Source organism: Enterococcus sp. 9E7_DIV0242, from assembly GCF_002140975.2.
GTDB classification, from domain to species: domain Bacteria; phylum Bacillota; class Bacilli; order Lactobacillales; family Enterococcaceae; genus Enterococcus_L; species Enterococcus_L clewellii.
Window position 1 is genome coordinate 1,307,948 of record NZ_CP147247.1, and the last position, 25,677, is coordinate 1,333,624.

The 25,677-nt window shown below is 38.9% G+C and carries 18 protein-coding genes; 8 read left to right on the forward strand and 10 right to left on the reverse strand.

Annotated features, from left to right (window positions below; all coding sequences use genetic code 11):
- Positions 1–9: 9 nt before the first annotated feature.
- The gene (locus tag A5888_RS06070) at positions 10–2,364 is read right to left on the reverse strand and encodes a hypothetical protein (protein WP_086348287.1); all 2,355 of its coding nucleotides are present in this window, start codon (positions 2,362–2,364) and stop codon (positions 10–12) included.
- A 199-nt stretch (positions 2,365–2,563) separates the two neighbouring features.
- Positions 2,564–3,598 carry an SDR family oxidoreductase gene (locus tag A5888_RS06075; RefSeq protein WP_086348288.1) on the reverse strand — a complete coding sequence of 345 codons (1,035 nt, stop codon included), beginning with the start codon at positions 3,596–3,598 and terminating at the stop codon, positions 2,564–2,566.
- Positions 3,599–3,715: 117 nt separating this feature from the next.
- Between A5888_RS06075 and A5888_RS06080 the strand changes: the two genes are divergently transcribed.
- Positions 3,716–4,153 carry a MerR family transcriptional regulator gene (locus tag A5888_RS06080; protein ID WP_086348289.1) on the forward strand — a complete coding sequence of 146 codons (438 nt, stop codon included), beginning with the start codon at positions 3,716–3,718 and terminating at the stop codon, positions 4,151–4,153.
- A 43-nt stretch (positions 4,154–4,196) separates the two neighbouring features.
- Here the strand turns inward: A5888_RS06080 and msrA are convergent, their stop codons facing one another.
- The 3 genes from msrA to A5888_RS06095 all read right to left on the reverse strand — a co-directional run bounded on the left by msrA (position 4,197) and on the right by A5888_RS06095 (position 7,759).
- Positions 4,197–5,003, reverse strand: coding sequence for a peptide-methionine (S)-S-oxide reductase MsrA (msrA, locus tag A5888_RS06085; protein ID WP_086348290.1), 807 nt, complete (start codon positions 5,001–5,003; stop codon positions 4,197–4,199).
- Positions 5,004–5,240: 237 nt separating this feature from the next.
- Positions 5,241–6,854, reverse strand: coding sequence for an ABC transporter permease (locus A5888_RS06090; RefSeq protein WP_086348291.1), 1,614 nt, complete (start codon positions 6,852–6,854; stop codon positions 5,241–5,243).
- A gap of 23 nt (positions 6,855–6,877) precedes the next feature.
- The gene (locus A5888_RS06095) at positions 6,878–7,759 is read right to left on the reverse strand and encodes an ABC transporter ATP-binding protein (RefSeq protein WP_086348292.1); all 882 of its coding nucleotides are present in this window, start codon (positions 7,757–7,759) and stop codon (positions 6,878–6,880) included.
- A gap of 322 nt (positions 7,760–8,081) precedes the next feature.
- Between A5888_RS06095 and A5888_RS06100 the strand changes: the two genes are divergently transcribed.
- Complete coding sequence (locus A5888_RS06100) at positions 8,082–8,675, forward strand: TetR/AcrR family transcriptional regulator (RefSeq protein WP_086348293.1); 594 nt, start codon at positions 8,082–8,084, stop codon at positions 8,673–8,675.
- 137 nt (positions 8,676–8,812) lie between these two features.
- Here A5888_RS06100 and A5888_RS06105 read toward each other — a convergent pair whose 3' ends face one another.
- On the reverse strand, positions 8,813–10,333 hold the full coding sequence (locus A5888_RS06105; RefSeq protein ID WP_212647176.1) for a hypothetical protein: 1,521 nt from the start codon (positions 10,331–10,333) through the stop codon (positions 8,813–8,815).
- Positions 10,334–10,627: 294 nt separating this feature from the next.
- Here A5888_RS06105 and A5888_RS06110 point away from each other — a divergent pair, with 294 nt between their 5' ends.
- Both A5888_RS06110 and A5888_RS06115 read left to right on the forward strand, forming a co-directional pair.
- Entirely contained in the window at positions 10,628–11,767 is a 1,140-nt protein-coding gene (locus A5888_RS06110) for a restriction endonuclease subunit S (RefSeq protein ID WP_339101982.1), read from the forward strand.
- 90 nt (positions 11,768–11,857) lie between these two features.
- Positions 11,858–12,787 carry a site-specific integrase gene (locus A5888_RS06115; RefSeq protein WP_339101983.1) on the forward strand — a complete coding sequence of 310 codons (930 nt, stop codon included), beginning with the start codon at positions 11,858–11,860 and terminating at the stop codon, positions 12,785–12,787.
- Positions 12,788–13,127: 340 nt separating this feature from the next.
- On the opposite strand, the gene A5888_RS06120 is transcribed toward A5888_RS06115, so the two are convergent.
- From A5888_RS06120 to A5888_RS06130, 3 genes are read right to left on the reverse strand one after another with little or no spacing between them, the layout of a single operon-like run.
- Positions 13,128–14,273 (reverse strand): restriction endonuclease subunit S, encoded by a 1,146-nt coding sequence (locus A5888_RS06120; protein WP_339101984.1) that lies wholly within the window; start codon positions 14,271–14,273, stop codon positions 13,128–13,130.
- Entirely contained in the window at positions 14,270–15,859 is a 1,590-nt protein-coding gene (locus tag A5888_RS06125; protein WP_086348294.1) for a type I restriction-modification system subunit M, read from the reverse strand. Before A5888_RS06125 ends, A5888_RS06120 begins: the two co-directional genes overlap by 4 nt.
- A 31-nt stretch (positions 15,860–15,890) precedes the next feature.
- Positions 15,891–18,872: a type I restriction endonuclease subunit R gene (locus tag A5888_RS06130; RefSeq protein WP_086348295.1), complete on the reverse strand. Its 2,982-nt coding sequence runs from the start codon at positions 18,870–18,872 to the stop codon at positions 15,891–15,893.
- 238 nt (positions 18,873–19,110) lie between these two features.
- Here A5888_RS06130 and istA point away from each other — a divergent pair, with 238 nt between their 5' ends.
- The 4 genes from istA (at position 19,111) to A5888_RS06150 (ending at position 22,571) form a co-directional block, all read left to right on the forward strand.
- Positions 19,111–20,565 carry an IS21 family transposase gene (istA, locus tag A5888_RS06135; RefSeq protein ID WP_086348506.1) on the forward strand — a complete coding sequence of 485 codons (1,455 nt, stop codon included), beginning with the start codon at positions 19,111–19,113 and terminating at the stop codon, positions 20,563–20,565.
- On the forward strand, positions 20,562–21,293 hold the full coding sequence (istB, locus tag A5888_RS06140) for an IS21-like element helper ATPase IstB (protein ID WP_086347227.1): 732 nt from the start codon (positions 20,562–20,564) through the stop codon (positions 21,291–21,293). The genes istA and istB overlap by 4 nt, the downstream gene beginning before the upstream one ends.
- A 604-nt stretch (positions 21,294–21,897) precedes the next feature.
- A complete protein-coding gene (locus A5888_RS06145) occupies positions 21,898–22,080 on the forward strand; it encodes a type II toxin-antitoxin system HicA family toxin (RefSeq protein WP_086348296.1) in 183 nt (60 codons plus the stop codon).
- 35 nt (positions 22,081–22,115) lie between these two features.
- The gene (locus tag A5888_RS06150) at positions 22,116–22,571 is read left to right on the forward strand and encodes a type II toxin-antitoxin system HicB family antitoxin (RefSeq protein WP_086348297.1); all 456 of its coding nucleotides are present in this window, start codon (positions 22,116–22,118) and stop codon (positions 22,569–22,571) included.
- 530 nt (positions 22,572–23,101) lie between these two features.
- Here A5888_RS06150 and A5888_RS06155 read toward each other — a convergent pair.
- Positions 23,102–25,669: a hypothetical protein gene (locus A5888_RS06155; protein WP_086348298.1), complete on the reverse strand. Its 2,568-nt coding sequence runs from the start codon at positions 25,667–25,669 to the stop codon at positions 23,102–23,104.
- Positions 25,670–25,677: the final 8 nt, after the last annotated feature.

Genomic DNA, 25,677 nt, shown 5'->3' on the forward strand with positions numbered 1-25,677 from the left:
TTTTTTTGATTAACTGCTTTCTGAATTTCCTCTGTCACTCCCGCTTTCTAATTGCCTACTCAAAATCGCTTTTTTCCCATCACCTTCCAACCGTTGGAGCTCTCCTCCAGTTAGAAAAAGAATGTTCTTCGGGTATGGCGCATAGCTTGTAATAATCCTTTCCTTGTCTCTTGCTTCGATTTTCCCGTTCACTACCTTCAATGTCTGCTCTTCATCGTAATAAACATACGCATTTTGACCAAATCGATCCAGGTAAGCCACCAGCTCTTCCCCCATATCCCAGTCACTTGTCTGTTGTGAGTTCTCATCAAAAATCTGGGCGAAAATCCCGCCATCCTTCGCAAATGTCTCTTGCCCAAATCGATTTCGAGACAAATCGACACGGTTATCATGAGGGCTTGTGACTGCATACGTCGAAACAGCTTCCCCAGCTTGAATTTTGGTCGTGGTGGTCGAATGATGGTCGTAACAGTATAGAACGCCAACGAATGCCCGATAGCTTGCTTCCAGATAGCGCGGATCTTTCACTGCATGAAAAACATCCAAGGCTGCTGCCGCAGTGATCCCGCCCCATAGAGAATGAATCATGTAAGCCAACGCTTCCCACCAGCGGTCCGGATTTTGTGCTCGAAAGTCATTGCTGAAGCCAATGTTTGCCAGTAACAGCTCGCCATAACGAAGACAGTTTGTCGTGTAGCCGGCATTAGCCAGTGCAGCTGCCGCCGGACCAAAGCCGGCATTATCAAAATAGTGCTCTGTCATTACAGCCTTCAAGCTGGTTTTGTCTTCTAAAATCTCAAATAAATTATTCTCCCACAAGCTTTTCAGCTTCGTGTGATCCCCAATTGCTCGTTGCTCCAGCTGTTCAATCAACTCATTGATATACAAGAAAAACACGCCTAGCATCTCTGATTCTTCCTTCGCTCGTAAGCTATCATGACACTCCGGATTTATACGCAGCTCAACGACTTGTGCCGCCCATGTCAAATATGTATCGGCGCGTTGCTCATGAAGTAGCTGATCTGGAAACAGCGAAAGTAAATACAGCACATGTCCCAAATACTCAAAATCCATCACGCGGTAAAATGATCCATAGATATTTCTCGGCTTCTTGAAATCACCATGATCAAACCATTTGTTCATCACATATTGATTGATACTCCTCTCCACCATGTGGATCTCTTCAGGCTTCGGTTCAGCCAGCAAATTCTTTTTCAAGATAAGCGAAAGCTTTCCTAACGACTCCCCTTGATTCGATACAGGGGAAAACGCATGGGCTTCCTCCACTCCATAGGAATGCTCACAAAGATAACTAACTCGTTCTTCCACTACCTTACGGATATCCTCCATCACATTGAGGATCAACTGATCCTTCTTCCCATCCGCAAACTCGACCACCAAGCGATGCTCTCCACAGAGTTCGGCTATACCAGACACTAGCTTTCCGTCACTCACAGACAATTCTTTTCGCTGGAGCTTGCCATCAGCCTGCCACTCGATCATTGCTCGAACAACTACAGAGCCAGATATACGGATGTCAAAAGCTTCGCCAACCGGTATTCGCTCTGGAAAATCAATTTTGGGATGTCCCAGCTCTTGCCCTTGCGTGAAAAAGTCCTGCTGATCAGCCACTTCGTTGAGCTGATACTGCCATATCTTCGAACCTCCTGCCTCAACAATTACTTCTTTACCAGGATAAACCCAATCCTTTTCATTTGACCTATTCTTGCCGGAAAGAATCATTTTATGATAAATCAGTCCATCCAATGAAGGCGAAATATCTTCAAAGAATTTGTTTTGAAATTCACAATAGCTGCCCACCGAAAGAATCTCCCCAGCCAGTTGGTACATCCCCAAGCTACTGTCTTCACTGCTTCTTCTCATCACCGCAATTTTCGAAAAATCAGGTGAAAGAGATGGGAATACCGCCGCTGACTGATGCACATTTCTTCGAATGGATGGATCCCTGAACATGATATAACTAAAAGGAATCCACACAGAAAATTCTTGCAGCTTCAATGGAAGTGACCGTTCATTAATGAACTCGATCGACCAACGAATCACTTCCGAATCAGAGAGATCAAACACTTGAAGCAACTGAAAGTCATTGAAATCATATTGGATAGACAACCGCTCTTCTTGTCTTTCTATCTCCGGCTTTAGATAGGCACTATTATAAATTTTGTCTTCTATTTTTATGATGAAATTTCCAAAGAGCTTGTCTTTGCTGTAATAATCAACTTCATTCAAATAATCTTCTGTTATCACCCAGTTCATGCGATAAGGGTCTGCGTTCATTTGAAGCAAATCAACGGTTCCCTGCTCCGTGACATTCAGAGTAAATATTCTATTTTTAATTACCATACTATCCACTCCCGCTACTTTTGTACCCATAGTACAATACCGAGGAACGAAATAATTATGTTTTTCCAACTAGTTTTATAACGATTCCACACAAAGTTGCTAGGACATAACTCAACTCCTGCGCCTTGTCTATACATAACCAAATAAACGGTAGGACAGAAGCAACTTCTTCTGTCCTACCGTTTATTTTTCTCGTTGGTCAATCAACTAACCCATATTTTATTAGACTATCAACAGCTGCTAATGTCGCCTGCTCCTTGTTCGAGATCGGTGTCCAGCCTAACATTTTTTTCGCCTTTTCATTGCTGACATTACGATTCATTTCTAAGAAAAGCTTGCCTTCCCTTGCTTGTTTATTAACCAATGCCCCCGCTTCAATAAGCGCATCAGGTATTTTCTTTGTCGGTACTTTGGACGCCAGCTGAGGACGCTCGTTTCGAATCAGCTCTGCAATCTCCTTCATCGAAATCTGTCCATCCGCAGAAGCTATAAAACGCTGACCATTCGCCTCAGGAGAAAGCATTGCTCGAATATGCAAATCCGCTACATCGCGGACATCCACAACATTCAGCGGAATATCTGCAATTCTCTTAGTCGAACCATTCAGTAAGCCTTTCAATAAATCAAAGCTGCCGGAAACATGATTCGTTAAAGACGGGCCAAAGATCGCTACAGGATTGATCGTCGCAAACTCCAGTTGCCCACCTTCCGTTTCGATATAAGACCAGGCAGCCCTTTCAGCAAGCAACTTGGATTTTTCATACGCAGACAAGCCCGGTTCATTTTCATCTGTCCAATCCTCTTCAGTGGTAATTACTTGAGGTCCATTTTTCTTACTGAAGCCCACTGCACCAAAGTTCGAAGTCATGACAACTCGTTTTACCTTGCTGTGATTTGCTGCCTTCAAAATGCGAATGATCCCATCTATCGCAGGTCGAATCACTTCTTGTTCGTCTTTGGGTATATCAAAAAATACAGGGGAAGCAACGCTCAGCACATACTCGCACTCATCCATCGCCGCATCCCAGCCCTCATCCTTCGATAGATTGGCCTCCGCAAAGGATAAATTTTCAAGCATCGAAGCACCATTTTTTCTTAACACTTCAACAACCGTAGATTTACTCTTAAGTGATCGAACAGTCGTCTTAACGGAATAGCCCTTCTGCAGCAATTGAAAAATGATTTGCATGCCGACAAAACCAGTCCCACCAGTAACTAAAACTTTCTTTTGCATATCTATTTCCTCCTAGATTGATCATTAGTTGTAAAGTAATTCTCTTTACCGTATAGTTAGTCTAAACCCTAGAGTATAGTCGAGGGAAAGCGTTTTGTTCAAAAAAGGAGAAAAAAGATGACTTATACCATAAAAGAAGTATCTGAAATATTTGATTTATCCATTTATACATTGCGTTATTATGACAAACAGGGGCTTTTACCCTTCGTCTCAAAGAATAAATCGGGTTACCGAGAATTCACGGATGCTGATCTAGGCTTCATCCATACGATTTGCTGTCTGAAAAACACCGGTATGGCGATCAAGGACATTCGTACCTATATCGCTTACTGCATGGAAGGAACCACAACAATCGAGAAACGGGAACAGCTACTCTCCAAGCATCGGGAACAAGTTCTTCAAGAAATCAGCCATTTAGAAAGCAATTTAAAAGAAATCGATCGTAAGCTAGATGTCTACTCTGCACCAAACGCTGTCGAAATCATCAGTGCTCAACGACGCTTTTCCAGCCTTGAAAAAGAAAAAAACGCCCTTCCAAATCCATTTATCGATTAAATGGCTTGCGAATAACTACAGCGCTTTTCCTGTCTATTTAGACCTATTTGAATTTTCCCTTTAGCTGTTGAAATGTCAACAGCTGATGACGAGCTCGTTGAATCTGTTTGTATCTTTTCGGTTGTTTTTTGTAAAATTGCTGATGATAGTTTTCCGCCGGCCAAAAGGTCTCTGCAGCTCGAATCTCCGTCACGATCGGTTGTTTGTATTTTCCCGAATCAATGAGCTGTTGCTTCGATTCCTCAGCAATTTTGCGTTGCTGTTCATTCTGAACAAAAATTATTGGACGATACTGGCTGCCTCGATCCTGAAATTGGCCTAAAGCATCCGTCGGATCGGTGAGCTGCCAATATAGCGTAACAAGCTTCTCATAGCTGATGACGCGTGTATCAAAAATGATCTCCACCGCCTCGACATGTCCTGTGTAGCCGCCACTTACTTGATCATACGTTGGCTTCTCGACATCCCCACCTGTATAGCCAGACAACACAGAGACGATTCCCTTCTTCAGCTCAAACGGCTCGACCATACACCAAAAACAGCCGCCGGCAAACACTGCGACCTCCTGATGCAGAGGATCACTCACCTCATGCCCAACAGAATCATTCGTTTCTTCTGATGAATCATCCGTCAGCTTCAAATAGAAATCCGTCATATCCGGTGTCAGATTATTTCGAAGCGCAAGTGGACGCAAAGCAGCTTCCAACTTCCCCAACTCATTTTTGATAGCCGCATCACTTTCTATCGCATTCTTTGCCGTAACGAGCTGCGTTCGTTCCCATTCACGAGTACCGGGATTGAGAATCAGATTATAGATGTCATTTAGTAAGTCTTGTGAGCTGTTAGACATAGAGTAGGCTCCCTTTCATTCCTAGAATACTTAGTTATCTGAAACTTACCATAATTTTCCTGAACAAGCGAAGCATTGATTTCCATAGAACAACGATCAAAACTGGAAGTGCCTTGGATAAAAAAGAGAAGAGTGTGGGACATAACTCAATCCTACACTCTTCTCTATACACCTAAAACCGAATAAACGGTGGGACAGAAGCAGCTTCTTCTCCTAATTTTCATTTTCTTACTTCAGCTATGCGCCTTCCACCAAATCACGTCGCTTATAGCCTAGATAGCCAATAAACATCAACCCTATACTGATTACCGTAATCACGACAAAGACAATTCCATCAAACTCTTCCATTGGCATCCGAGGAATCCAGCTTTGAATAGCCGTTTTAGCAAACCAATCGGGTAAATCAAGGATGCCGCCAAAATAGTTCAGAGCAAACGAGTAACCCAGATAGGCATAGACAGCTTTTCCAAGCTTTGGAAGCCAGCCTAACACCAAAGCCGCAAGCCCAATATAAAACAGAACAGACGGCAGAATATTATATCCGGCAGCTAAAAAATCCAGCAAATCCATTGTCGATTTATTTTCCATTGCAGCAATCGCTGCCCCGCCTAGTCCAGCTGAAGCTAAGCCAATCCCGACCACACCGGTCAAAATAGCTAAAACAACAGTTGTCCAATATAGCTGAGCTCGGGTAACCTTTGTTGCATACAGCTGACTGAGGTGTAATCGGATTTCCTCCGCGAACAGCTTATTGATGACCGCAATCGGTAAAATCGTTACTAAACCGATCATCACCATCATAATCGTTCCTGTAAAGGATTCTTCGATCGATACACCGGATTGCGTAAACATTTGCTTCATCAATTCATTACTACCAAGAAACACCTGCATATCTCCATAAATCGATCCATAGGCCGCACCCATGATCACAAAGGCGACTAGCCAGCCAATGATCACTCCTTTGTTGAGCTTAAAAATCAATCCGGGAACAGATAATAACGATTTTCTAGCAGTCGCTCTACCTTCTCGTTCTGGGAGGTAGCCAGCCCCCATATCTCGGTGCCCCTCTAGTATGAAAGAAATCAAGAGTAACACACCGCTGAAAATCACCGCAAAAAGCAGTGGCATCCAGTCATTCTTAGTAAACGGATGGGTCAGATAAATCCACCCCATCGGGTTAATTATCGAAAGCTCCGCATTAGAGACATCTGTCCCCACGCGTGCAATATATAGCAGCCCCACAAGCCCTAAGGTTGCTCCGGTTGCCCCAGTGGATGTTGACATGAGCTGTGCCATCACAAGCGCAAGCACACCACCAACGATACCAGCCATCGCAATCGATGCGCCAAACAAGAACGCCCCCTGTGCATCAATCGTTTTTACGCCAAAGCTCGTCATGATACCGCCAATAAAGAGCCCCAATAAAACATTGATCACAGTTATCTCTGTAACCACTGCCAGCGAATTCGCTTGACGCCCTACCCGAAAAGAGCGAACCAATTCTGTCAGTCCCAGCTCCTCTTCCTTTCGCGTATGACTAACAACATGGAGTGCCGAAACAATCATTGCAAACAAGCCGCAAAACAACAGCATTTCCTGCGCATACATGGCTCCCAATGTATAATCAGCGCCAGACGTGATTGGGGTTGGGCCAACCATTGAAATCATTGCCGGATTCTGCATCGTTTCAAACATTCCTAACAAGCCTTGCCCCTTACCGATTTCTTCAAACGCCGGAACAAATGCTCCGGAAAACAGGCCTAAGCCCAAAATCCAAACGATTATTTTTTTCCAATCACGCTTCACATATTGAATAAACAATACACCCCAACGGGCAAATTTCTCATTCATTTTATTTTCCTCCGTTCCGACAATCAACCTTCATAATGACGCAAGAACAAATCTTCCAGCGTTGGCGGCACAGATTCAAATTTTTTGACACCTAGCTTCGTTGCTTCAATCAAAATAGCATTCATCGCTTCATTATCAGCAGAAAACGTTGCTTTGCCTTCCTTTTGGACAAAATCATGAACACCTGAAACAGCTGCCATCTCTGCAACATCACCTTCAGTCACCAATGTTACTGTGGAGCGGGTCAAATGCCGCAGCTCATCCAAGGTTCCTGTTTCTACGACTTTTCCTTGTCGGATAATGACGACCTTATCGGCCAACCGTTCTACCTCACTCAAGATATGAGAAGACAGTAGAATCGCTTTACCTGCCTTTTTAATTGCTTCTATTTCCTCTTGAAAAACAGCCTCCATCAGCGGGTCCAAGCCAGATGTCGGCTCATCCAGAATATACAAATCGGATTCAACAGATAGTGCCGCAATTAATCCTACCTTCTGACGATTTCCTTTAGAATAGCCCTTGGCCTTTTTCTTTGGATCAAGCTCAAATCGTTTGATCAAATAATCTCGTTTTGTCTTGCTCCCTCTACCATGAAGCTTCATAAACAAATCGATGATCTCGCCACCTGTCAGGCTGCCCCACAACGCAATATCCCCCGGAACATAAGAAATTCGCTTATGAATTTCCAAGCTGTCCTTCCAGACATCCTTTCCGAAAATGTTCACCTCACCCTTATTTCGGTTGATGATTCCTAGTAGCGTCCGAATCGTGGTCGATTTTCCAGCCCCATTCGGTCCAATGAACCCAACGACCTCGCCAGCATTCACTGTGAATGACACGTCACTCAAAGCCTGAAACTTACCAAATTTTTTCTGCAAGCCCTGTACTCTTACAATTTCTGTCATGATATTGAAACTCCTTCTTCTTCTGACATCATTTCATAACGTGCTTTCCAGTCCAAAACAAAACTTGATCCTTCATTTTATGAACGCATACTTAAGCCAAGGTTCACAACACACTGATTTATGCTTCATTTCAAACCAAAGTTCATTTACACCTCCAATAATAGCCCTTTCTAATCGGGTGGTCAACGAAAAGCTGCTATAGTTTTGAACTCATCGTCGATTGTCAGTTCATATTTATTGGTATATAATATAGGAAGATAAAATTACGAACTTAGTACAGAAAAAAGTTCATATAAACCCGAATAAAAGGCAGGTCTTACAGATGAATGGTTTTGAACGTAGAACAGAAGAAAAAAAATCTCAGGTATTACAAGCAGCCTTTGAGCTAATGAATACAGACCATGGAATTGAAAACCTAACCATTGATGAAGTTTCTAAAAAAGCGAACGTAGGAAAAACCTCCATTTTTACCTATTTCGGTAACAAAGAAAAACTCATCCACGAAGTATTCATACACTCTATCGAAGAAATGAGCAACAAAGCTAAAAAGCTGATGGCTGAGAACCGCCCCTTCGAAGAAACGCTGATCGCAATGAGCCAAAATAAAATCGATTACCTCGAAAAAATCAATCCACAGTTCTATCTGGATCTAATGAAATACTTCACTGAAAAAGGAGACAACGGGTTTACTCGAATGATGGAAGAATACACAAAACAGAGCTTCAACATTATGCTGGATCTGTTTCATCGCGGACGAAAAGAAGGCAAAGTCGATCTAAAATACTCGGACGAATTCCTAATGCTCTATTTCCAAGCCATCATTGAAGGAATTTCCAACCCGCAAATATACGAAAGAATCCTGCCCTACACAGCAGAATGGACAGAAGTTCTGGTAAAAGGAATTGCACCTCGGTAGGGGTGGGGATGTATTGTAATTGACGAAAAAACGAGGACGAAACAGATTGTTTCGAACTCGTTTTTTTCATATCGTTCTGTTTAATCATAGTTCATCAACCATCATTTACACATAGATGAACTTCCAATTGAAAACTATCAATACTCAACAGTTGATAATTCTAAATTCTCTTCATTCGATAAGTCTTGAAGTGTTTCAAGAGCCAAAACCATTCCTTTAAACATCTGTTCTTCCTCCGGAATAGATATTTTCTCTCTCTTCGACACTTGCTCTTCAAAAAATGGTGTTAAGAATGTTAATGCGAACTTACTCTTATCTTCTGAAGCAAACATATCCTTCAACAGACCACCAGTAAGCTTCTTCTCCAGACTATCCATCAGTGCTTCAACTTCATTCATATTTAGCAAATAATCAACTGTCAAAAGCTTAAATTGCTCTTCCAAAAGTCTAACCATTTCCTTCGCATCATCCTCAATAAATGCACCTGTTACCGCATTAGAGATACCACCAGCAGCAGCTCCACCTAATAAAACACCACCAATACCTCCAACTGCTACACCAACCGCTCCCCCAATAATAGTTCCTACTACAGGAATAACAGAGCCGATAGTAGCACCAGCGGCGGCTGCAGCGGTAGTTCCAGCAGTCCATCCTGCCATGCCACCACCAATTGATGCAGCTGTATTCGTCACGTTTTTAAATAGCTGACCTCCTGAAATCCTGCCACGAAAAATGTTGACTACATCTCCAGTGGAAAGAAGTGCACCAGTGATAACTCCAGTTATGACATTACTTCTAAGTAACTTCGCCGCACTTTTCATAGCTGCAGCACCATAAATATTTTGACCACTTCTCAACGCATTTACAAGATACGCTGATGCTTTCGGTCCAATCATTGTCACAATCGCCTCACTACTGGAGACCATTGCGCTATTTAGTCCTGCTTTAGACAACTGACTCGCCACTACACTTGAAACAATACTTAGACCACCTATTTTTATTCCCGAAATAGCAGAATTTCTAAGGGCAATATCATATTCTTCGCCATTCCAGACAGAAAGAGCAAAAGATAAGGTTGCTGATATACCAAAAGCACTTGCCCCTATAAACACACCATTTGCCATGTCGAACTTGAGTGAATCGATATTCCCTGCTTTAGTCACATTAATTGCTTGCTGCCTGGTGAATGGACTTTGTTTAATAATTTCTTTAGCTTGTGCAGGGTCAGTGACTCCTCGCAGCTGTCCGGCTTTGATTCTATTTTCCATCGCTTGAACCGCTGCTTCATATTTATCAAAAGGAACTTCTATTTTCATAGGCTGTCCGTCTTTCGAATAATACTTAAATTCCTGATTTTGAAAGCATTCTTGAATACACTTCGATCCTGTACGACAAAATTTTGTCTGAATTTCTACTCCATCAACCAGTCGATCAGCGCCATGTTTACTATTGTCAGCCCCCACAAGTGTAGCCTTTTTTCCATGAAACAAGTCATGTAAATGATTCATATCTTCTGCAGCAAATCCATGCCCCTTATTATTCGCAGTATACTTATTATGATTGTACATATTGCCACTTGAACTTACATTGGAAAACGTTGTTGCCGCTTGTTCACTCGCAGATAACTTACTCTTTTCCTTTTTTTCATTTCTCTCCATATGATTACCCCCAATTATAGCAAAACAGATCAAATCTTATATTTAGATTATACCATCTGTCTACATGTTTTACTTTAGTGACTTTTGAGATTTATGGGTTTAAAGAAATATTACTCTTTCCTGACAATTGTTTTGATAATGTAAATCTCTAGTTTACTGTCATAAACTAGCTATTTTTAGGAATTCAATGATTCAGATACACTCTTTAAACTCTATGGAAGAATCAAATGAAATGCTATGTTCTATTGCCTATATCTACACTTTGATTTGTTTAGATATTTAGTGATTTAATTGGTGATTCAAACTTGGGAACAGCGTGAGTTGGGGGAAGTTGTGAACTTTTTAAATGGAAAAGCATATAAACAACAAGAACTACTTGATTCAGGTAAGTATAGAGTTTTAAGAGTCGGCAACTTTAATACCAATGATAGATGGTATTATTCAGATCTAGAGTTAGAGGAAAATAAGTATGCAAATAATGGGGATCTTTTATATTTATGGGCGACTAATTTTGGACCTGAGATATGGAATGAAGAACGTGTAATCTATCATTATCATATTTGGAAGTTGCAATTATTATCAAATGAACTTGATAAACAGTACCTATATACTTGGCTATTAACTGATAAAGAGAGAATAAAACAAGCTACAAATGGAACAACAATGGTACACGTTACAAAAGGAAATATGGAGCAAAGAGAGTTCCAGTATCCAACAGATATAGTAGAACAACAAAAATTAGGTTCTTTCTTCAAGCAACTCGACAATACTATCGCTCTTCATCTGGGTAAGGTAGATGCTCTAAAACAGATCAAGAAAGGCTTTCTACAACAGTTATTTCCGAGAAATGGTAAGAATGTGCCTGGGGTGAGGTTTGCTGATTTTGAAGAAGAATGGGAACAGCGTAAGTTAGGAGAAGACATAAATTTTTTAAATGGACGAGCATATAAACAAAATGAATTACTTGATGAAGGAAAGTATAGAGTTTTACGAGTTGGAAATTTCAACACTAATGATTCTTGGTACTATTCTAACTTGGAATTAGATGGAAGTAAGTATGCTAATAAAGGAGATTTACTATATTTATGGGCAACAAACTTTGGTCCCGAAATTTGGAAACAAGAAAAAGTAATCTATCATTATCATATATGGAAGCTTGAGTTAATTAATGACAATGTAGATCAACAATACTTATATACTTGGCTTGAAACTGATAAAGAACGTATCAAGCAAAATACCAACGGAACTACTATGGTTCATGTGACAAAAGGAAATATGGAGCAGCGAGAATTTCAACTTCCATTAAACATAATTGAACAGCAAAAAATTAGTGCTTTCTTTAATCAACTAGATGATATTATCACTCTTTATCAATATAAATTGGAGCAGCTCAAAATTTTAAAAAAAAGCTATCTACAAAATATGTTCATCTAAATAAACATTTACACGTAAACTAACTCCTTGGATAATAATTAAAGATGAGATGATTCACTCATCTATCTATTTACTATCTAGGAGGTTTCTATGAGAACAAAAAGAAGAAAAGAACAAATGTTTCATGAGTATTTTAAAGAATGGGTGGAGTTGTATAAAGTTGGAGCTATTAGGTCTATTACTCTTCAGAAGTATTATGTAACCGAGCAAAAATTAATAGAGCTTGTTCCTACTCTAAAATTAGAGGAGCTTGATCGATATAGTTATCAGCAACTATTGAATGACTATGCACTTACTCATGAGAAACAGACTACAATGGACTTTCATCATCATTTAAAAGGAGCCATTTTAGATGCTGTCGATGAAGGGATTATTACTCAAAATCCCACAAGAAAAATTGTGATTAAAGGAAAAACCCCTCGACCCAAAAAAGCAAAATTTCTAAATCAATTTGAAGTACAAGCCTTATTGAAAGAGTTGAACTTAGCAGAAGATATTAATTGGGATTGGTTTATCTTATTAATTGTTAAAACTGGCCTTCGTTTCTCAGAAGCATTAGCATTAACACCTTTGGATTTTGACTTTTCTAAACAAAAAATAGTAATCAATAAAACTTGGAATTATAAAAAGACAAATGGTTCTTTCCAACCAACAAAAAATGAATCTTCAAATAGGAGGATTCAGATTGACTGGCAGTTGGCCATGCAGTTCTCTCAATTGATTAAAATGAAAGAACAAGACAAGCCGATTTTTGTTAAAAATAGAGTATTTAATTCGACGATTAATAATCGGTTAAAAGTACTATGTAATAGTGCAAATATACCAGTCATTACTGTTCATAGTTTACGACATACTCACGCTTCATTACTATTATTTGCGGGTGTGTCGATTGCTAGTGTTGCAAATAGATTAGGACATTCTAGTATGACCACAACTCAAGAAACATATCTTCACATTATTCAAGAGTTGGAAAATCAAGACAACGATAAAATTATACGACATTTATCATTGTTAATGTAATAAAACCATTCCCGTCTATTTTTACTGGCACTTTATCATAGTCGGACTGATAGTGTCACCCAAGAGCGTTGAAAAAGGAAAGTATTCTCTTTCACATCAAGGTTTTTGGTTTAATGGGGCTGTGACATAACTCATTATGAGAGCCAATCAAAAAGAGAAGCGAATCAAAAAATTGTAAAATTATTTTTTGATTCGCTTCTCTTTTTTGATAATTTTAGTCGGTTTCAATCACTAAAGTGATTGGAATAAGAAACCTTCCCTGTACATGGAAGAAGTAGCTTTAGCGATAAAACTCATTTCGATATACCAGCTATTTTACTACAAATTGATGGGAAATATTTTATATGAACATATTTTGTAGATAGGATTTTTTTAGAGTTTTGAGTTGTTCTACTCTTTTTTGTTGGATAAAGATGCTATCATCAATTTTTTTTATGAAAATACCAATTTCTAATTGTTCTTCTAAACTAGGCATTAGAATTTCAAGATTCATTAAAATATTAGCATTTAATTTTGCACGACCACCACCAACTAAAAATGGTTCTATATTTGTATTTTGCAAGGAATACATTAAAAATATACTATCTGATTTTTTTTCTTTTGCTTGTAAAACATGAGCATGATTATTGACCCAAACTTTCCCTTTAACATAACGCACAGGATAGTTCACCAAATCATTAGCACCATCTTCTGCAACGAGAATAAATTCTCCATCATGTGTGAAACCTTCCACATAGTCTTGAATTCCATTTGCACCATAATACGGAGTTGTACCAGTTACTCTATTAGAAGCAGTAATAGGTATTCTAAGGTTATCATGTCTACTTGAAACTTCCCCTAACTTACACTGCTCCCACTCATCATGAAAATCAGTAAACCTCACCCCAGGCACATTCTTACCATTTCTCGGAAATAACTGTTGTAGAAAGCCTTTCTTGATCTGTTTTAGAGCATCTACCTTACCCAGATGAAGAGCGATAGTATTGTCGAGTTGCTTGAAGTAGGAGCCAATCTTTTTTTGTTCCTTTTCTTTTGGAATGAAAATTTTTGCTTCTTTGATATCATTCGAATTGATACTTTCAAATGTTGATCCTGTACTTAATTTATTCCAATATCCATTTTGTTTCATCTTTCCGAGCGATTGAAAAACAAATTCATTTCCTTTTATTCCAGCTACGCCTCGACCTAAAACCACTTCAAAATCAGTTTTTCCAATATCTCCAACAGGAGCTCGCACACTTAAAATTAAATCTCCTCTTCTAGCTTCTTTAGTCACTTGAGTTGTCCAAACTCTTGGAACAACTCGACCATTTTTCATGTCAGCATTACCTTGAACAAGAATATAATCATCTGGATTGTCAGTATAATTTTCACTACTAGGTGATTGCCCCATAGTAATCTCAACAATTTCTCCTAGCTCACGCTGTTCCCAATCGTCAGAAAAGCCTTTAAATCGCAGTTTAGGTGTTCTATCCTGCCCCTTCATCGGAACACGTCCTTTGTTGCTTCAATCAAGTCTTTTGTTTCTGGTGTAACCGCTAGCTCGTCTAGCATCGATAAGAACTCTGCTTCTGTTTGTTGGATTTCAGCATTCAATTTAACTATTTCTTGACTGACCTCAACAATATCAATTGGCTCTTCCTCTTCAAATGTATCAACATAACGAGGAATATTTAAGTTATACTCGTTCTCTTTAATCTCATCTAATGTTGCAATATGGGAATACTTCTCGATTTCTTTGCGATTAGTCACAGTATCAACAATTTTTTTAACATCATCTGGACGTAACTGATTTTGCTTTTTCAGTTTCTCAAAATCTTTACTTGCATCAATAAATAAAATATCCGAAGCAACACGATTTTTTCTTAAAATCAATACACAAACAGGAATAGATGTATTTAAAAATAGTTTATCCGGGAAACCAATAACAGTTTCAATCTGATGTTTATCAATGAGCGCTTTACGAATGCGCCCTTCAGCAGCTCCACGGAACAAAACACCATGAGGTAAGATAATTGCCATCCGCCCATCGTCTTCCAGATGATACAAACAATGTAATAAGAACGCATAGTCAGCCTTTGTTTTAGGTGCTACGCCATATTCTCGCCAACGCTGATCGTCTTCACGGTCTTTGCTATCCCAATGAGCTGAATACGGTGGATTCGCCATTACAGCATCAAACATTCTCGGGGTGTCCTTACCTTCTATAACACCATCTGGCCAATCACTTTCAAGAGTATCTGCATGGTTTACATTGATATCGTTATACTCTACGCCATGCATCATCAAATTCATTCGTGCCAAACGATAAGGAGTAGCATCCTTTTCTTGTCCAAAATATTTTATCATGCCACGTTTATGTGAATTTTTCATATAACTTGCTGTTGTAAGTAGAAGTGAACCAGAGCCCACTGTTGGATCATAGATGGAGAAACGCTCTTTGCCTTCACGACCAAATGTTAAAATTTGAGCCATTACATCAGTAATTTCCTTTGGTGTATAGTACTGTCCCATGTCAGATGCCAATACAGTAGCAAATTGGCGAACTAAATATTCATAAATATCTGAGACAGTATCACCACCATCTGATAAATCAAATTCAGGAGTCGATAACAACTCAATCATAGATATCATCACACTAGCGCGAGCTTGTGCATTCGCACCTAGGTCAGCACTATCAAAACGCATACCGTCGAAGATACCATCAAAATCTGCTTTTGCTTCAAATGCGATTTGTTGGTTAAAATGACCAAATGCATTCGTCATTAACCCAATATTGAATTTATCCTCATCAATTGCCATTTTCCAATCTACGAAAAAATCCTTCGGTTGAATTGCATACCCTAGATTCTTTTGCATATACTCTAACGCTCTAGCAGGATCTTGAGCATAGATATTTTCCCACGTTTCGCCACGCAACACACTTTCTAACCAACGTGTTGCTTTTTCAGATAGATATTTATAAAACAAGATCCCGAAAATGTAATCCTTATATGCCGTTAGTCCAATTTGACCGCGGGTTTGATTGAGCATTGCCCACATTTTTGTTTGTTGTTCTTTTGATAATGCCATGAGTCCTTCTTTCCAATAGAAACAGCTATTTTTATAGTTTGTCAAAAAAATCCATTAAAGATTCTTCGAATTCCGAGGCGCCAAAAAAGCCAATATCTTCCTCTTTCTCGATTTCTCGAACAATCTCGGACAGTTCAGGAGTATCTATGAGCGTCTGCCCAGGTAAATACAAATCAAACGCTTCTACGATTCGATTACCATTAACGTTTTGATTTGCTGACCAACGACGAATTTTCAGCTCTTGGCGTTCCGTACGATATTTTTTTCTTGTCTCTTCAAGAGAGTCACTTGTAAAGTGTTTCGTAATCGTACCTGCCTCGATATCGTCAACAATCTCATGGATTTCTTCACGACTTTCCTCACTCATTGGTATAATGTGCTTATCAATTGCATCTTTATTCGATTCCGTCGTCTCATCTATGAAGGTATTCAGAAGTTCTACCAACATGTCATAGTCAATAATTTCATGATCAAAAAACTTTATCCCCACTTTAATTTCAGTGAGGTCAGGGCGCTCCTTTTCTGGTAATCGCTCTCTAGCATCATTTAGTCGAGCTTGTAAAGCCCCAAATTCCTCACTATTTGAAATATCTAGTCGAACCATCTTACCTGTCGGATTGCGCTGGTCATCTAACTCTTCAATCTCGCTTCCTAGTTCGTATCCCTGGCTTACTAATTGTTGAATTTTATTTTGTGTAGCTAAGCCAAAATTCACAAATTCCTTCAGATCATTTTCCCCACGAGGAATTTGACTAAAATCATCACCAGATAGTTCTTTTAATCGAGCAACAGCTTCTGCCAAGTCATTAATTTGGTGGCTCTGTGGTGCAGCTAAAATGTCATCATTGTCTAGATTATTCGATTTTTCTGTATCATTTTCCGCTTCTTGAAGTGTATCGTTTCCACCTCTTGTATAAATGCGCAAAGCATTTTCTACAAACTCTTGCATCTCATCACCTTGACGATAAAAACGAACTTTACCATGAGGCTTGCTATTTCGATCATAGGTTCTGTTGGTTCTTGACATCGCTTGGATGAGCATTCCCTCTTTTAGACGCTTATCCATATAAATCATATTCACAAATTTAGAATCAAACCCCGTCAGTAATTGATCGGAGACTATGACTAAATCTAATCGGTCTTCATCCTTGCCTTGATTGTAAGGTTTTTTACGTGCCAAACGCTTTGTAATGTCTAACATATAGGCTCTAGCGGGATCATTTGCATTCAAAATACTCGGAACATTGAATGTTTCTGTATATTCCTTAATGGCTTTCTTGAGGGCTTCATTTTGCTCTTTTGTACCAGACTCATTCGACTCATCACGAGAAAATGTCATTGCCACCTTAAGATGCGGTGCTTTCTCTTTAAAAATATTATAGTAGTGAACAACAGCTTGCTTACCGGATACTGCAAGCATAGCTTGAAATGCATTTTCCTCACGTCGCCCTGCAATCAGAGCCCCACTAGATGTTTTTTTCCAATTATCAAGTATATCTTGTACAACTTCTTCACGGTACACAACACTCTGATATACTTCTCTTTCGTACTCTTTTTCTGAAAATTTATTCTCAGGATGTTCAACAACCCAATGAGGTTTAAAGTAAGTTACATCGAATCCAAGTACATTTCCATCGCCTATCGCATCCTTAATAGTATACATATGCAAACGATTACCGAAAATATCATGTGTAGAGATATCCCTAGTTGTCTTAACATCATTAATTTCATCACTATAAAAGTTGGGAGTTCCAGTGAAACCAAACCAAGTAGTCTTTTTAAATGCATCTTTGATTAGACCAACTGATTCACCACTTGCACTTCGATGAGCCTCATCCATGATAATCACATTCCAATCATCATTTTTCAGTCCTTGTTTCACCGCTTTTGTTAATCCCTGCACAGAAATGAGCAAAATTTGTGATGCCCCTCTATGCTTTAGCTCTCTTCTCAATTCTCGACCATTGACCTTCTTAATTCGATTTTTAAAATGCACGTAAGCAAAATCTTTGAAATTTTCAAGTGTTTGATCAATTAAGTCTACGCGATCTACAATAAATAACACATTGCGAACTCTTGGAGCTGAGGCCAATAATTGAGCCACCTTGAACGACGTGACAGTTTTCCCCGACCCGGTTGTATGCCAAATATAGCCTCCTTCTTTTTCTACCAATCCATTTTGTTCCATTTCTTTCATACGCTGGATAATTTTGCGTGTCGCTTGAATTTGGTAACTACGCATAACCATTAAATTATCGTTTGATGCATCTGGAATCATATTAACCGTGACCAAACGGTGCAATGCGGGAATACTCATCACTTGATGCGCAAACTCAAAAGCATCAGTAACATCCTTATTATTTTCGTCACGCCAACCAAATACAAATGTTTTGTTGTAATGATCAAAGGCATTTGGTCGAGCAAAATAATGTGCAGAATGTTGACTCATGATAAATTGGACTTGCACAAACGCAAACAGACCTACATATAACCCGTCGCCATGATAGCCTTTCAGCTGTTCAAATCCATGCCATTGATTTTGCAAGTGCTCATCCTTTTCTTCGATATGTGCAACCGGAATTCCATTGATTAGTAAAGCAACATCTATAATACGCTTTGTACTCAATCCCTTAGGCAAGTTATCGAACCTTATTTGGTTAACAATTTCATAGCGAGAGCGTCCACCTGCCACATCATCTTCATAAAAAATTTCAACTTCCAAACTCGAACCATCATCACGCGTAATTGGAATCGAGCCTACTCCACCTGCTCCCACCAAAAGAAGTTGAGCATCGTAAGGCGTTCGAATACGTTGCAACTCTTGAAGAATCAAGCCAAATTCAATATCAGATAGTGGCGTGCCATTTAACTTATGTGCATTCTTTTCATTTAGAATCTCCCGCCAATGTTCCTCAAGTTTTTTTATGCTAACATTTGAAAACTCTTTGTTGTATGTCCAACCCTCAGTTTCAAGCTTTCTAATTAAAGCCTCCTCAAATTTCGCTTCTGCCAATTAGATACTTCCTTTCACTATCCCTATATAGTATTTTTGTAAAAATTTTTTCTTAACAGTTCGAACTTACGCTCTATTTCAACGTAAGCATTCATAGGCTAATTATATCACTGGTGTTTATGCTAGTTTAAAAAGGGGCCACTTTTCATAGAAACGATGGTTGAAAAAGGGACCACTACTAACTCACAATAAGTAAAGAATCAATTTACTTATTGGAGGTCTTGGAGTGATAACTTTTATGGATAAATTAACAATCATTCGTCTGCTGGAAGGTGGCCGTTCTCAACGTTCTGTTGCGAAAGAACTGGGTCTCAATCGAAAAACTGTTGGTCGTTACTGGCGGCAGTATCAAGCAGCACAACGATCATTGGAACAAGATCCTGCCAATCCGATAAAAAAAGAGCAGTTAACGGCTCCACCAACTTATCAAACAGAGAATAGGCAACCTAGAAAATATACACCTGAAATCGACCAACGGGTCGAAGAAATTCTCGCATTTGATCAATTAAAAGCCAAACAGCTTGGTCCTCATAAACAACGATTGACCACTGTAGCGATTCACGAAATGTTGGTATCAGAAGGGTTTGATATTGGACAGAGTACATTACGTCCATATATTCGAGAAAAACTTCAAGCAAAAAAAGAGGCGTATATCAAGCAGCTTTACCCATTGGGTTATCGAACCGAGTTTGATTTTGGTGAAGTAAAATGTCTGATCAACCAACAAAAGAGAACATTGACGATCGCGGTATTCTCTTGCCCAGCTTCTGGTTACCGCTGGGGAAAGCTCTATGAATCTGCCAACCAACAGGTTTTCTTGGATGCCCATATTTGTTTCTTTGAACAGCTTCAGGGTGTTTACTCTACGGTTGTTTATGACAATATGCGAAACGTAGTGAAACGCTTTGTCGGCCGACATGAGAAGGAACTCAATGACGAGTTAGTGAAAATGGCTCTTTATTATCGCTTTGAGCCAGTGGTGACCAATCCCTTCAGCGGCCATGAAAAGGGACACGTAGAGAAAAGTGTGCAGGTTTTACGCCGAAAAGCGTTCACAAAACAGTATGAGTTTGAATCGATTGGACATGCCCAAAAACATTTAGATCAAGCTATACTTGAATTAAACTTAGACTCGACGATCGCTGTGGAACAGGCACAATTACAGCCGCTCCGAGGATTTTATGACTACGGTATCACTACAAAGCAAACCGTAGATAAATATAGTTTTGTCCATGTGAATGGCAACTACTATTCCGTTCCAGATTATCTGGTTGGTCAGAAAGTCATCGTGAAACGTTATCTCAATGAACTGAAAATTGTCGGTTCCAGCCAGATTATCGCGACACACCTTATTCAGAAGGGAGAAAAGCAATACTCGATCGATATTCGTCATTATTTAACGACTTTTTTACGGAAGCCTAAGTCATTGGAACACTCGCTTGTTTTGAAGAAGACACCTAAGTTGCGGCATTGTTTTCTTCAGTATTATCAAAAGACCCCGCGTAGATTTCTTCAATTTATTGAAAATCATTTAAGTATCTCTTTGGATCAATTGATCATCCAGTTAGAAGAAGAAGCGTTGAAAGACCATAAGGTCTCTAAAACACCACCTAGTCGAGCGGTAAATGAAGCGAGAAACCAACTGCAGGAATATAATCTGATCCACCAAGTGAGAAAGGCGGCCAATAAATGATCGAAGCATATGCCAAGCAATTAAAATTACCTTATCTGAAGAAAAACTATTCCACTTTACTCCAGCAAGCGATCGACCTGGATCAAAATTTTGAGGAGTTTCTTACACAGCTGCTTACGTTAGAGATTGAACAGCGGCAAAACAATCGGATTCAAACACTGATTCGTCAATCAAAATTGCCAAGTAAAGTGACGTTCGATGACTACATGGACAGTCATTTAGAAGTGAAAATGAAGAAACAAATCAAAGAGTTGAAAACATTACGATTCATCGATCAAAAAGAGAATCTTATTTTAATGGGCAATCCTGGCGTTGGGAAAACCCATTTAGCAACTGTTCTCGGAATGGAAGCCTGTCTTTCCGGAAAAAGTGTCCTCTTTACGAATATCCCTAACTTGGTCATCGAACTAAAAGAATCCATGAGTGCGAACCAGTTGAATTTTTATAAGCGCCGGTTTGGCAAATACGACTTAGTTATTCTAGATGAATTAGGTTATGTGTCATTTGATCAAATAGGAAGCGAGATTCTCTTTAATCTTCTCTCGAATCGAACGACTGCCGGCTCGATGATCATCACGACGAACCTGTCCTTCGATCGCTGGGAAGAAACCTTTAAAGATCCAATGCTTACAGCAGCAATGGTGGACCGTTTGGCCCATCGGGCTCATGTGTTGGATCTCAGTGGTCCATCTTTTCGTGTAGAAGATACAAAGAAATGGCTAAACTAATTTTTGGCCCCTTTTTGAATCATCCAGTGGCCCCTTTTTCAGTTGCGTTTAACAACTGGTAAGTAATTTCTAACAGCGTCATTTTTACTTATTTTTTAAGTGGAATGATCCATTGTTTCATACTAAAAAACATCTATAGATCGCTCTAGCTCTGTTTACGAATAGAGTAGGCTTGGAACGGACTCTGTCGAGTTTTGCTATCTAATTATCACAATCTTAAAATTTACCATTTTCCATTTCACAACAATTAACATGATTTTACAGAGAATTTCAAATAAAAAAAGCTGGAAATATCTTTAAAAAGACATTCCTAGCTCTCATATAAACATGACTAATAACATTTAAAAAAAGGTTGACAATATATGCACTACCTAGATAAGTAGTTAGATAATACAACATTCAAATTCAATTGGCTCTAGGACTTTGTAAAAATGTCACGGCCTCCTAATAGATTTAGTACAACAATATTTAGAAATAAAAGGATACTTATTATCCTGCTTGAGAAAGCTAATTAAGAAAAATATTACTCTTGACATTATCTCCTCTCTTGACAAACACGTGTTGCACGTATAAAATATTGAATGTCAGGAGGTATATGCACAAAATGCCAATGACACAAAAGGAGATGGTCAAATTACTCAAATCCGCTGGTTGGATAAAAACCAAAGGAGGGAAAGGCTCCCATATAAAAATGGAAAAGGCTGGTAGAAGACCTATCACAGTTCCGCATGGTGAATTGAATAAGTACACCGAAGCCGGAATAAAAAAGGATGCTGGGCTAAAGTAGCCCCTCCTTTGATGAATAAGAAAGGAGATTTTCGCATGTTAGTTAGTTATCCCGCGCTCTTTTATTATGATGATACTGAAGAAACTAATGCAAAATTCTTTGTGTCGTTCCCGGATTTCCCAGGATATGCTGGAACACAAGGTGAAGATATACCTGATGCGATGTATATGTCAGCTGATTGGTTAGGTATCGTCTTAGCTGATGCTATCGAAAATGGACGTGAAATAGTTACACCAACACCAATCAATAAACTGTCACTTGTAGGTAACAATCCATTTAAAGATGATGAAGAAATGCGCTTAGTTTACGATCCAGAAAACTCTTTTATATCAATGGTTACTGTGGATGTCTCTAAATACCTCGGTAATCAAGAACCTATAAAGAAAACTCTTACCATTCCAAAATGGGCAGATAAGTTGGGGAGAGAAATGCATCTAAACTTTTCTAAAACCCTTACCGATGCCATTGCTGATAAAAAAATGAATGTATAAAATTAACCCCAGCACTTTTTTGGCGCTGGGGCTTTTAACATTCCTTTTCTCATTTTTATTGGTCTAAATCATTTTCAGCATTCGTGCTGTTTTCCTTCTTTCAAAAAAAGAACTTAAAACAAAATCAGAGATTTCTCTGTTTTTTGTTTCAAGTCCTTCGATTCCATTCAGTTTTTTGTCCTACCAACACAATTTGACATAGAACCCTAAATCAAAGAGGAGCATCATGGCCATTTATTACTCAAAAAAACATTTAATTCAACATTAACAAACTAATAATCCTCAATCAAAAATACTCTAATAAAACAATAAATCTCACCATTTGAAAAGAAAAATGAAACTTGATTCAATCACACCAGAACCAACCTATCAATGCTTTTAAGTTTTAATAGCTTCTCCTGACAAAAAAGAGCACATGATAAAACAACTGTTTCTTTAGTGATATATGCACGCTTATCTACTCCGTTCATGGTCAATTTTTATTCATCAACCTTATCAAAACTATTCAGATGGCTCGTTGATTTTTAAGCTTATCTCATGATCAACTGAAAATAACCAAAACAATTAGCTACTACAGGTAGAATAATAGTTTCATCGATCGAAAATTGTCGCTTCTCTCTTCCAGCCAAATCTGTCTCTCTCAGACTCATAATTTTGTCAGCTGTATTTGTAAGTTTTACTTGCCCAGATTCTTTTTTATAGTTTTTAACAAACAGCTGAATGGTATGTTTGTCTATTTTTTCAATCGAAAGAATTTGTGTATTCTGGCATTCTAATTCAATTGGGAGCTGGAAACTTTCTGATTTTACTGCCCAGCTGTATTCAACAGGGTGATTCATTTGTACACCTAATGCGACTTGCTCTTCTTCAGAGTAGGTTCTGAAAGGCTTGATCAAATAATTATGCTCGATTTCACTGTCATCGGATGCAGCAAAATTAGTATCCCAATAGTTATTATAAATCCACGAAAGAAACATCGGCTTTTCAGTTCTGGATACTTCTTTACTTTCTCGACCAAAGGAAAAGCCATTCATTTGAACTAATGGTGCATCTGAATTTGCAAAATACATTCCCTGATTCTCATCATAAAATGCCATACTGCTGCCCAATGTCACCCAATCTTTACTGACTGCACCGATCTGCTCTTCATCTAGTTTACACAAAGTATCTGCTGATTCAAAAACAGCTGTCCACTGCTGGTTTAGTGAAGTAGGTATGATCAAATAATGAGCTGTCGGTAAGGTTGTTGGGTTTCGCTTCACCCTTATAGATACATTGATGGTTCCATCTTCATCATTCAGTGTGATTTTTCTTTTCAGCCAAGCAATACTGCTATGTCCGCATTTGTAGGTGGTTTCAATCACTAAATGTCCATTCCATTCATAAGTTGCCGTTTCAACTTCTCCTATATATTTTTCGCGAATTGCTTGCCACTCATGATTCCAAACACTGATCGAATAGTTGGCTAATTCGATATCTCTTGGGAAAAAAGTCGCTCGTTCTTCATTATTCTTTGTTCCATCAATTGTCTCTACAACTAAATCAAAAAATCCATAATCATCACTAGCGATGATATCCATTTTCATCGCTTTAGAATAAAGTTGGTTAATTTTTCCTTTTTCATCGATCTTTAAGACAAAGCTCTCAGTTTCATAGCTTTTCTCTCCACAAATCACCTTTTTTTCCAGCTGTCGAATATGAAATTTTTCCACTGGAATCATCATTGACTGGTAGGGTGCCAGATCAATTTTCGGACCATAACATAATTCATCTGCAGCCGTTTCTCCATGCAGATATAGGTTTGACTTAAAAGAAGATAAAAATGGTCGATTTTCAAGTATTGCTTTTGGAATCTGAGTCTCTACTTTTTGTGGAAATGAACTTGTATTTGTTACAGTCAGATAATGGATTGTTTCATTTTGATCCATCACCTGTTGATAGGAATCAATGCTCTTATTGAGAAGAAAAGCACTCTGTGCCACAGCATCAAAACAATAACTCGCTTTTTTCACTTTTCCTGCAACTGCTTGGAAAGAATCTGGTTCTGTCACTGAATTAGCGGCTCCCCAAGTATGCTCGTTATATAATAGAGAATTCAACAACGCTGACTCTTTGACTCGCTGATACTGCTTATTGCTCTCTGTTGCAAAGGCTTCAAAGAGAGCTGCCTTTTTTATATTTTGATTGGCTATTTTGTTATACTTTACTTCATATGGTGTACTGCCGGCTCCAAAATTCCAGAAATCAGTCCAATCCCCTTTAACCGTTTCTGTTACTGAATCCTGCGACACAATGCTATACAGGATTTCAGGTGTAATAAACTTTATTTTGTAGTCGGGTATTTGCTCATTAAATGCTCGGACTAAATCAAACAATGCGCAATCCGGTGAATTATTATCCAACAGCGGTGGATTGGTCGCCGTCAATACCGCATAGTCTTTGTCGTACCCCTTTTCTTCCAAATGCGCCGTATAAGTAATGATTCCCTTTTTCATCACTTCAATATCTCGCTGATCCGTTTTTAAAAATTGACTGAATAGTGAATAATGTTCTCCTAAAAAACTTACTATTTTTCTGCTACTTGGCGTTTCCCAATGAAAAGCTTTAGGCCGTGGAAAAGGAATCCCACCGAAATGAATATTTTCACCAGTCAAATAAAAATTTACGTCGGCATCCAATAAAATATCACCAAATGACCACGGCTGCCCATTGATATCATGGTTGATCGCTGTAGTGATCTTTATATCGAGTTGCTGTTCAATTCTTTTTTTATATTCCAACAGTTTCTTTAATTGATACCCGTCATTTAATGGCGTCGTATGCATCGGTAAAGCGGCTACAGAAATCAAGCCTTTTTTGATCAGCTCTTTTAGCTGTTGCTGCTCTTCAACAGTCGCATCATCCAACCAATTCAATAATGGCAGAGTCGCTTCGATCGTCCAACGAAACGGATTATCTTCCTGCTTGTATTTATCACATAGCTTGATTCCTTGTGAAATATACTCTTCCTGATGCTCCAAGATCAACTCCTGCGGGTGTGTATAGCCCAGATCAAAATGGCTATGGTGAATACAATAAATTGTTTTGATTTTGCTCATCTTTCTTT

What these genes read in the sequence shown, in the direction of transcription:
- A5888_RS06070 (WP_086348287.1), bottom strand. Translation starts at nt 2,364, where the DNA reads ATGGTAATTAAAAATAGAATATTTACTCTGAATGTCACGGAGCAGGGA.
- A5888_RS06075 (WP_086348288.1), bottom strand. Translation starts at nt 3,598, where the DNA reads ATGCAAAAGAAAGTTTTAGTTACTGGTGGGACTGGTTTTGTCGGCATG.
- A5888_RS06080 (WP_086348289.1), top strand. Translation starts at nt 3,716, where the DNA reads ATGACTTATACCATAAAAGAAGTATCTGAAATATTTGATTTATCCATT.
- msrA (WP_086348290.1), bottom strand. Translation starts at nt 5,003, where the DNA reads ATGTCTAACAGCTCACAAGACTTACTAAATGACATCTATAATCTGATT.
- A5888_RS06090 (WP_086348291.1), bottom strand. Translation starts at nt 6,854, where the DNA reads ATGAATGAGAAATTTGCCCGTTGGGGTGTATTGTTTATTCAATATGTG.
- A5888_RS06095 (WP_086348292.1), bottom strand. Translation starts at nt 7,759, where the DNA reads ATGACAGAAATTGTAAGAGTACAGGGCTTGCAGAAAAAATTTGGTAAG.
- A5888_RS06100 (WP_086348293.1), top strand. Translation starts at nt 8,082, where the DNA reads ATGAATGGTTTTGAACGTAGAACAGAAGAAAAAAAATCTCAGGTATTA.
- A5888_RS06105 (WP_212647176.1), bottom strand. Translation starts at nt 10,333, where the DNA reads ATGGAGAGAAATGAAAAAAAGGAAAAGAGTAAGTTATCTGCGAGTGAA.
- A5888_RS06115 (WP_339101983.1), top strand. Translation starts at nt 11,858, where the DNA reads ATGAGAACAAAAAGAAGAAAAGAACAAATGTTTCATGAGTATTTTAAA.
- A5888_RS06120 (WP_339101984.1), bottom strand. Translation starts at nt 14,273, where the DNA reads ATGAAGGGGCAGGATAGAACACCTAAACTGCGATTTAAAGGCTTTTCT.
- A5888_RS06125 (WP_086348294.1), bottom strand. Translation starts at nt 15,859, where the DNA reads ATGGCATTATCAAAAGAACAACAAACAAAAATGTGGGCAATGCTCAAT.
- istA (WP_086348506.1), top strand. Translation starts at nt 19,111, where the DNA reads ATGGATAAATTAACAATCATTCGTCTGCTGGAAGGTGGCCGTTCTCAA.
- istB (WP_086347227.1), top strand. Translation starts at nt 20,562, where the DNA reads ATGATCGAAGCATATGCCAAGCAATTAAAATTACCTTATCTGAAGAAA.
- A5888_RS06145 (WP_086348296.1), top strand. Translation starts at nt 21,898, where the DNA reads ATGCCAATGACACAAAAGGAGATGGTCAAATTACTCAAATCCGCTGGT.
- A5888_RS06150 (WP_086348297.1), top strand. Translation starts at nt 22,116, where the DNA reads ATGTTAGTTAGTTATCCCGCGCTCTTTTATTATGATGATACTGAAGAA.
- A5888_RS06155 (WP_086348298.1), bottom strand. Translation starts at nt 25,669, where the DNA reads ATGAGCAAAATCAAAACAATTTATTGTATTCACCATAGCCATTTTGAT.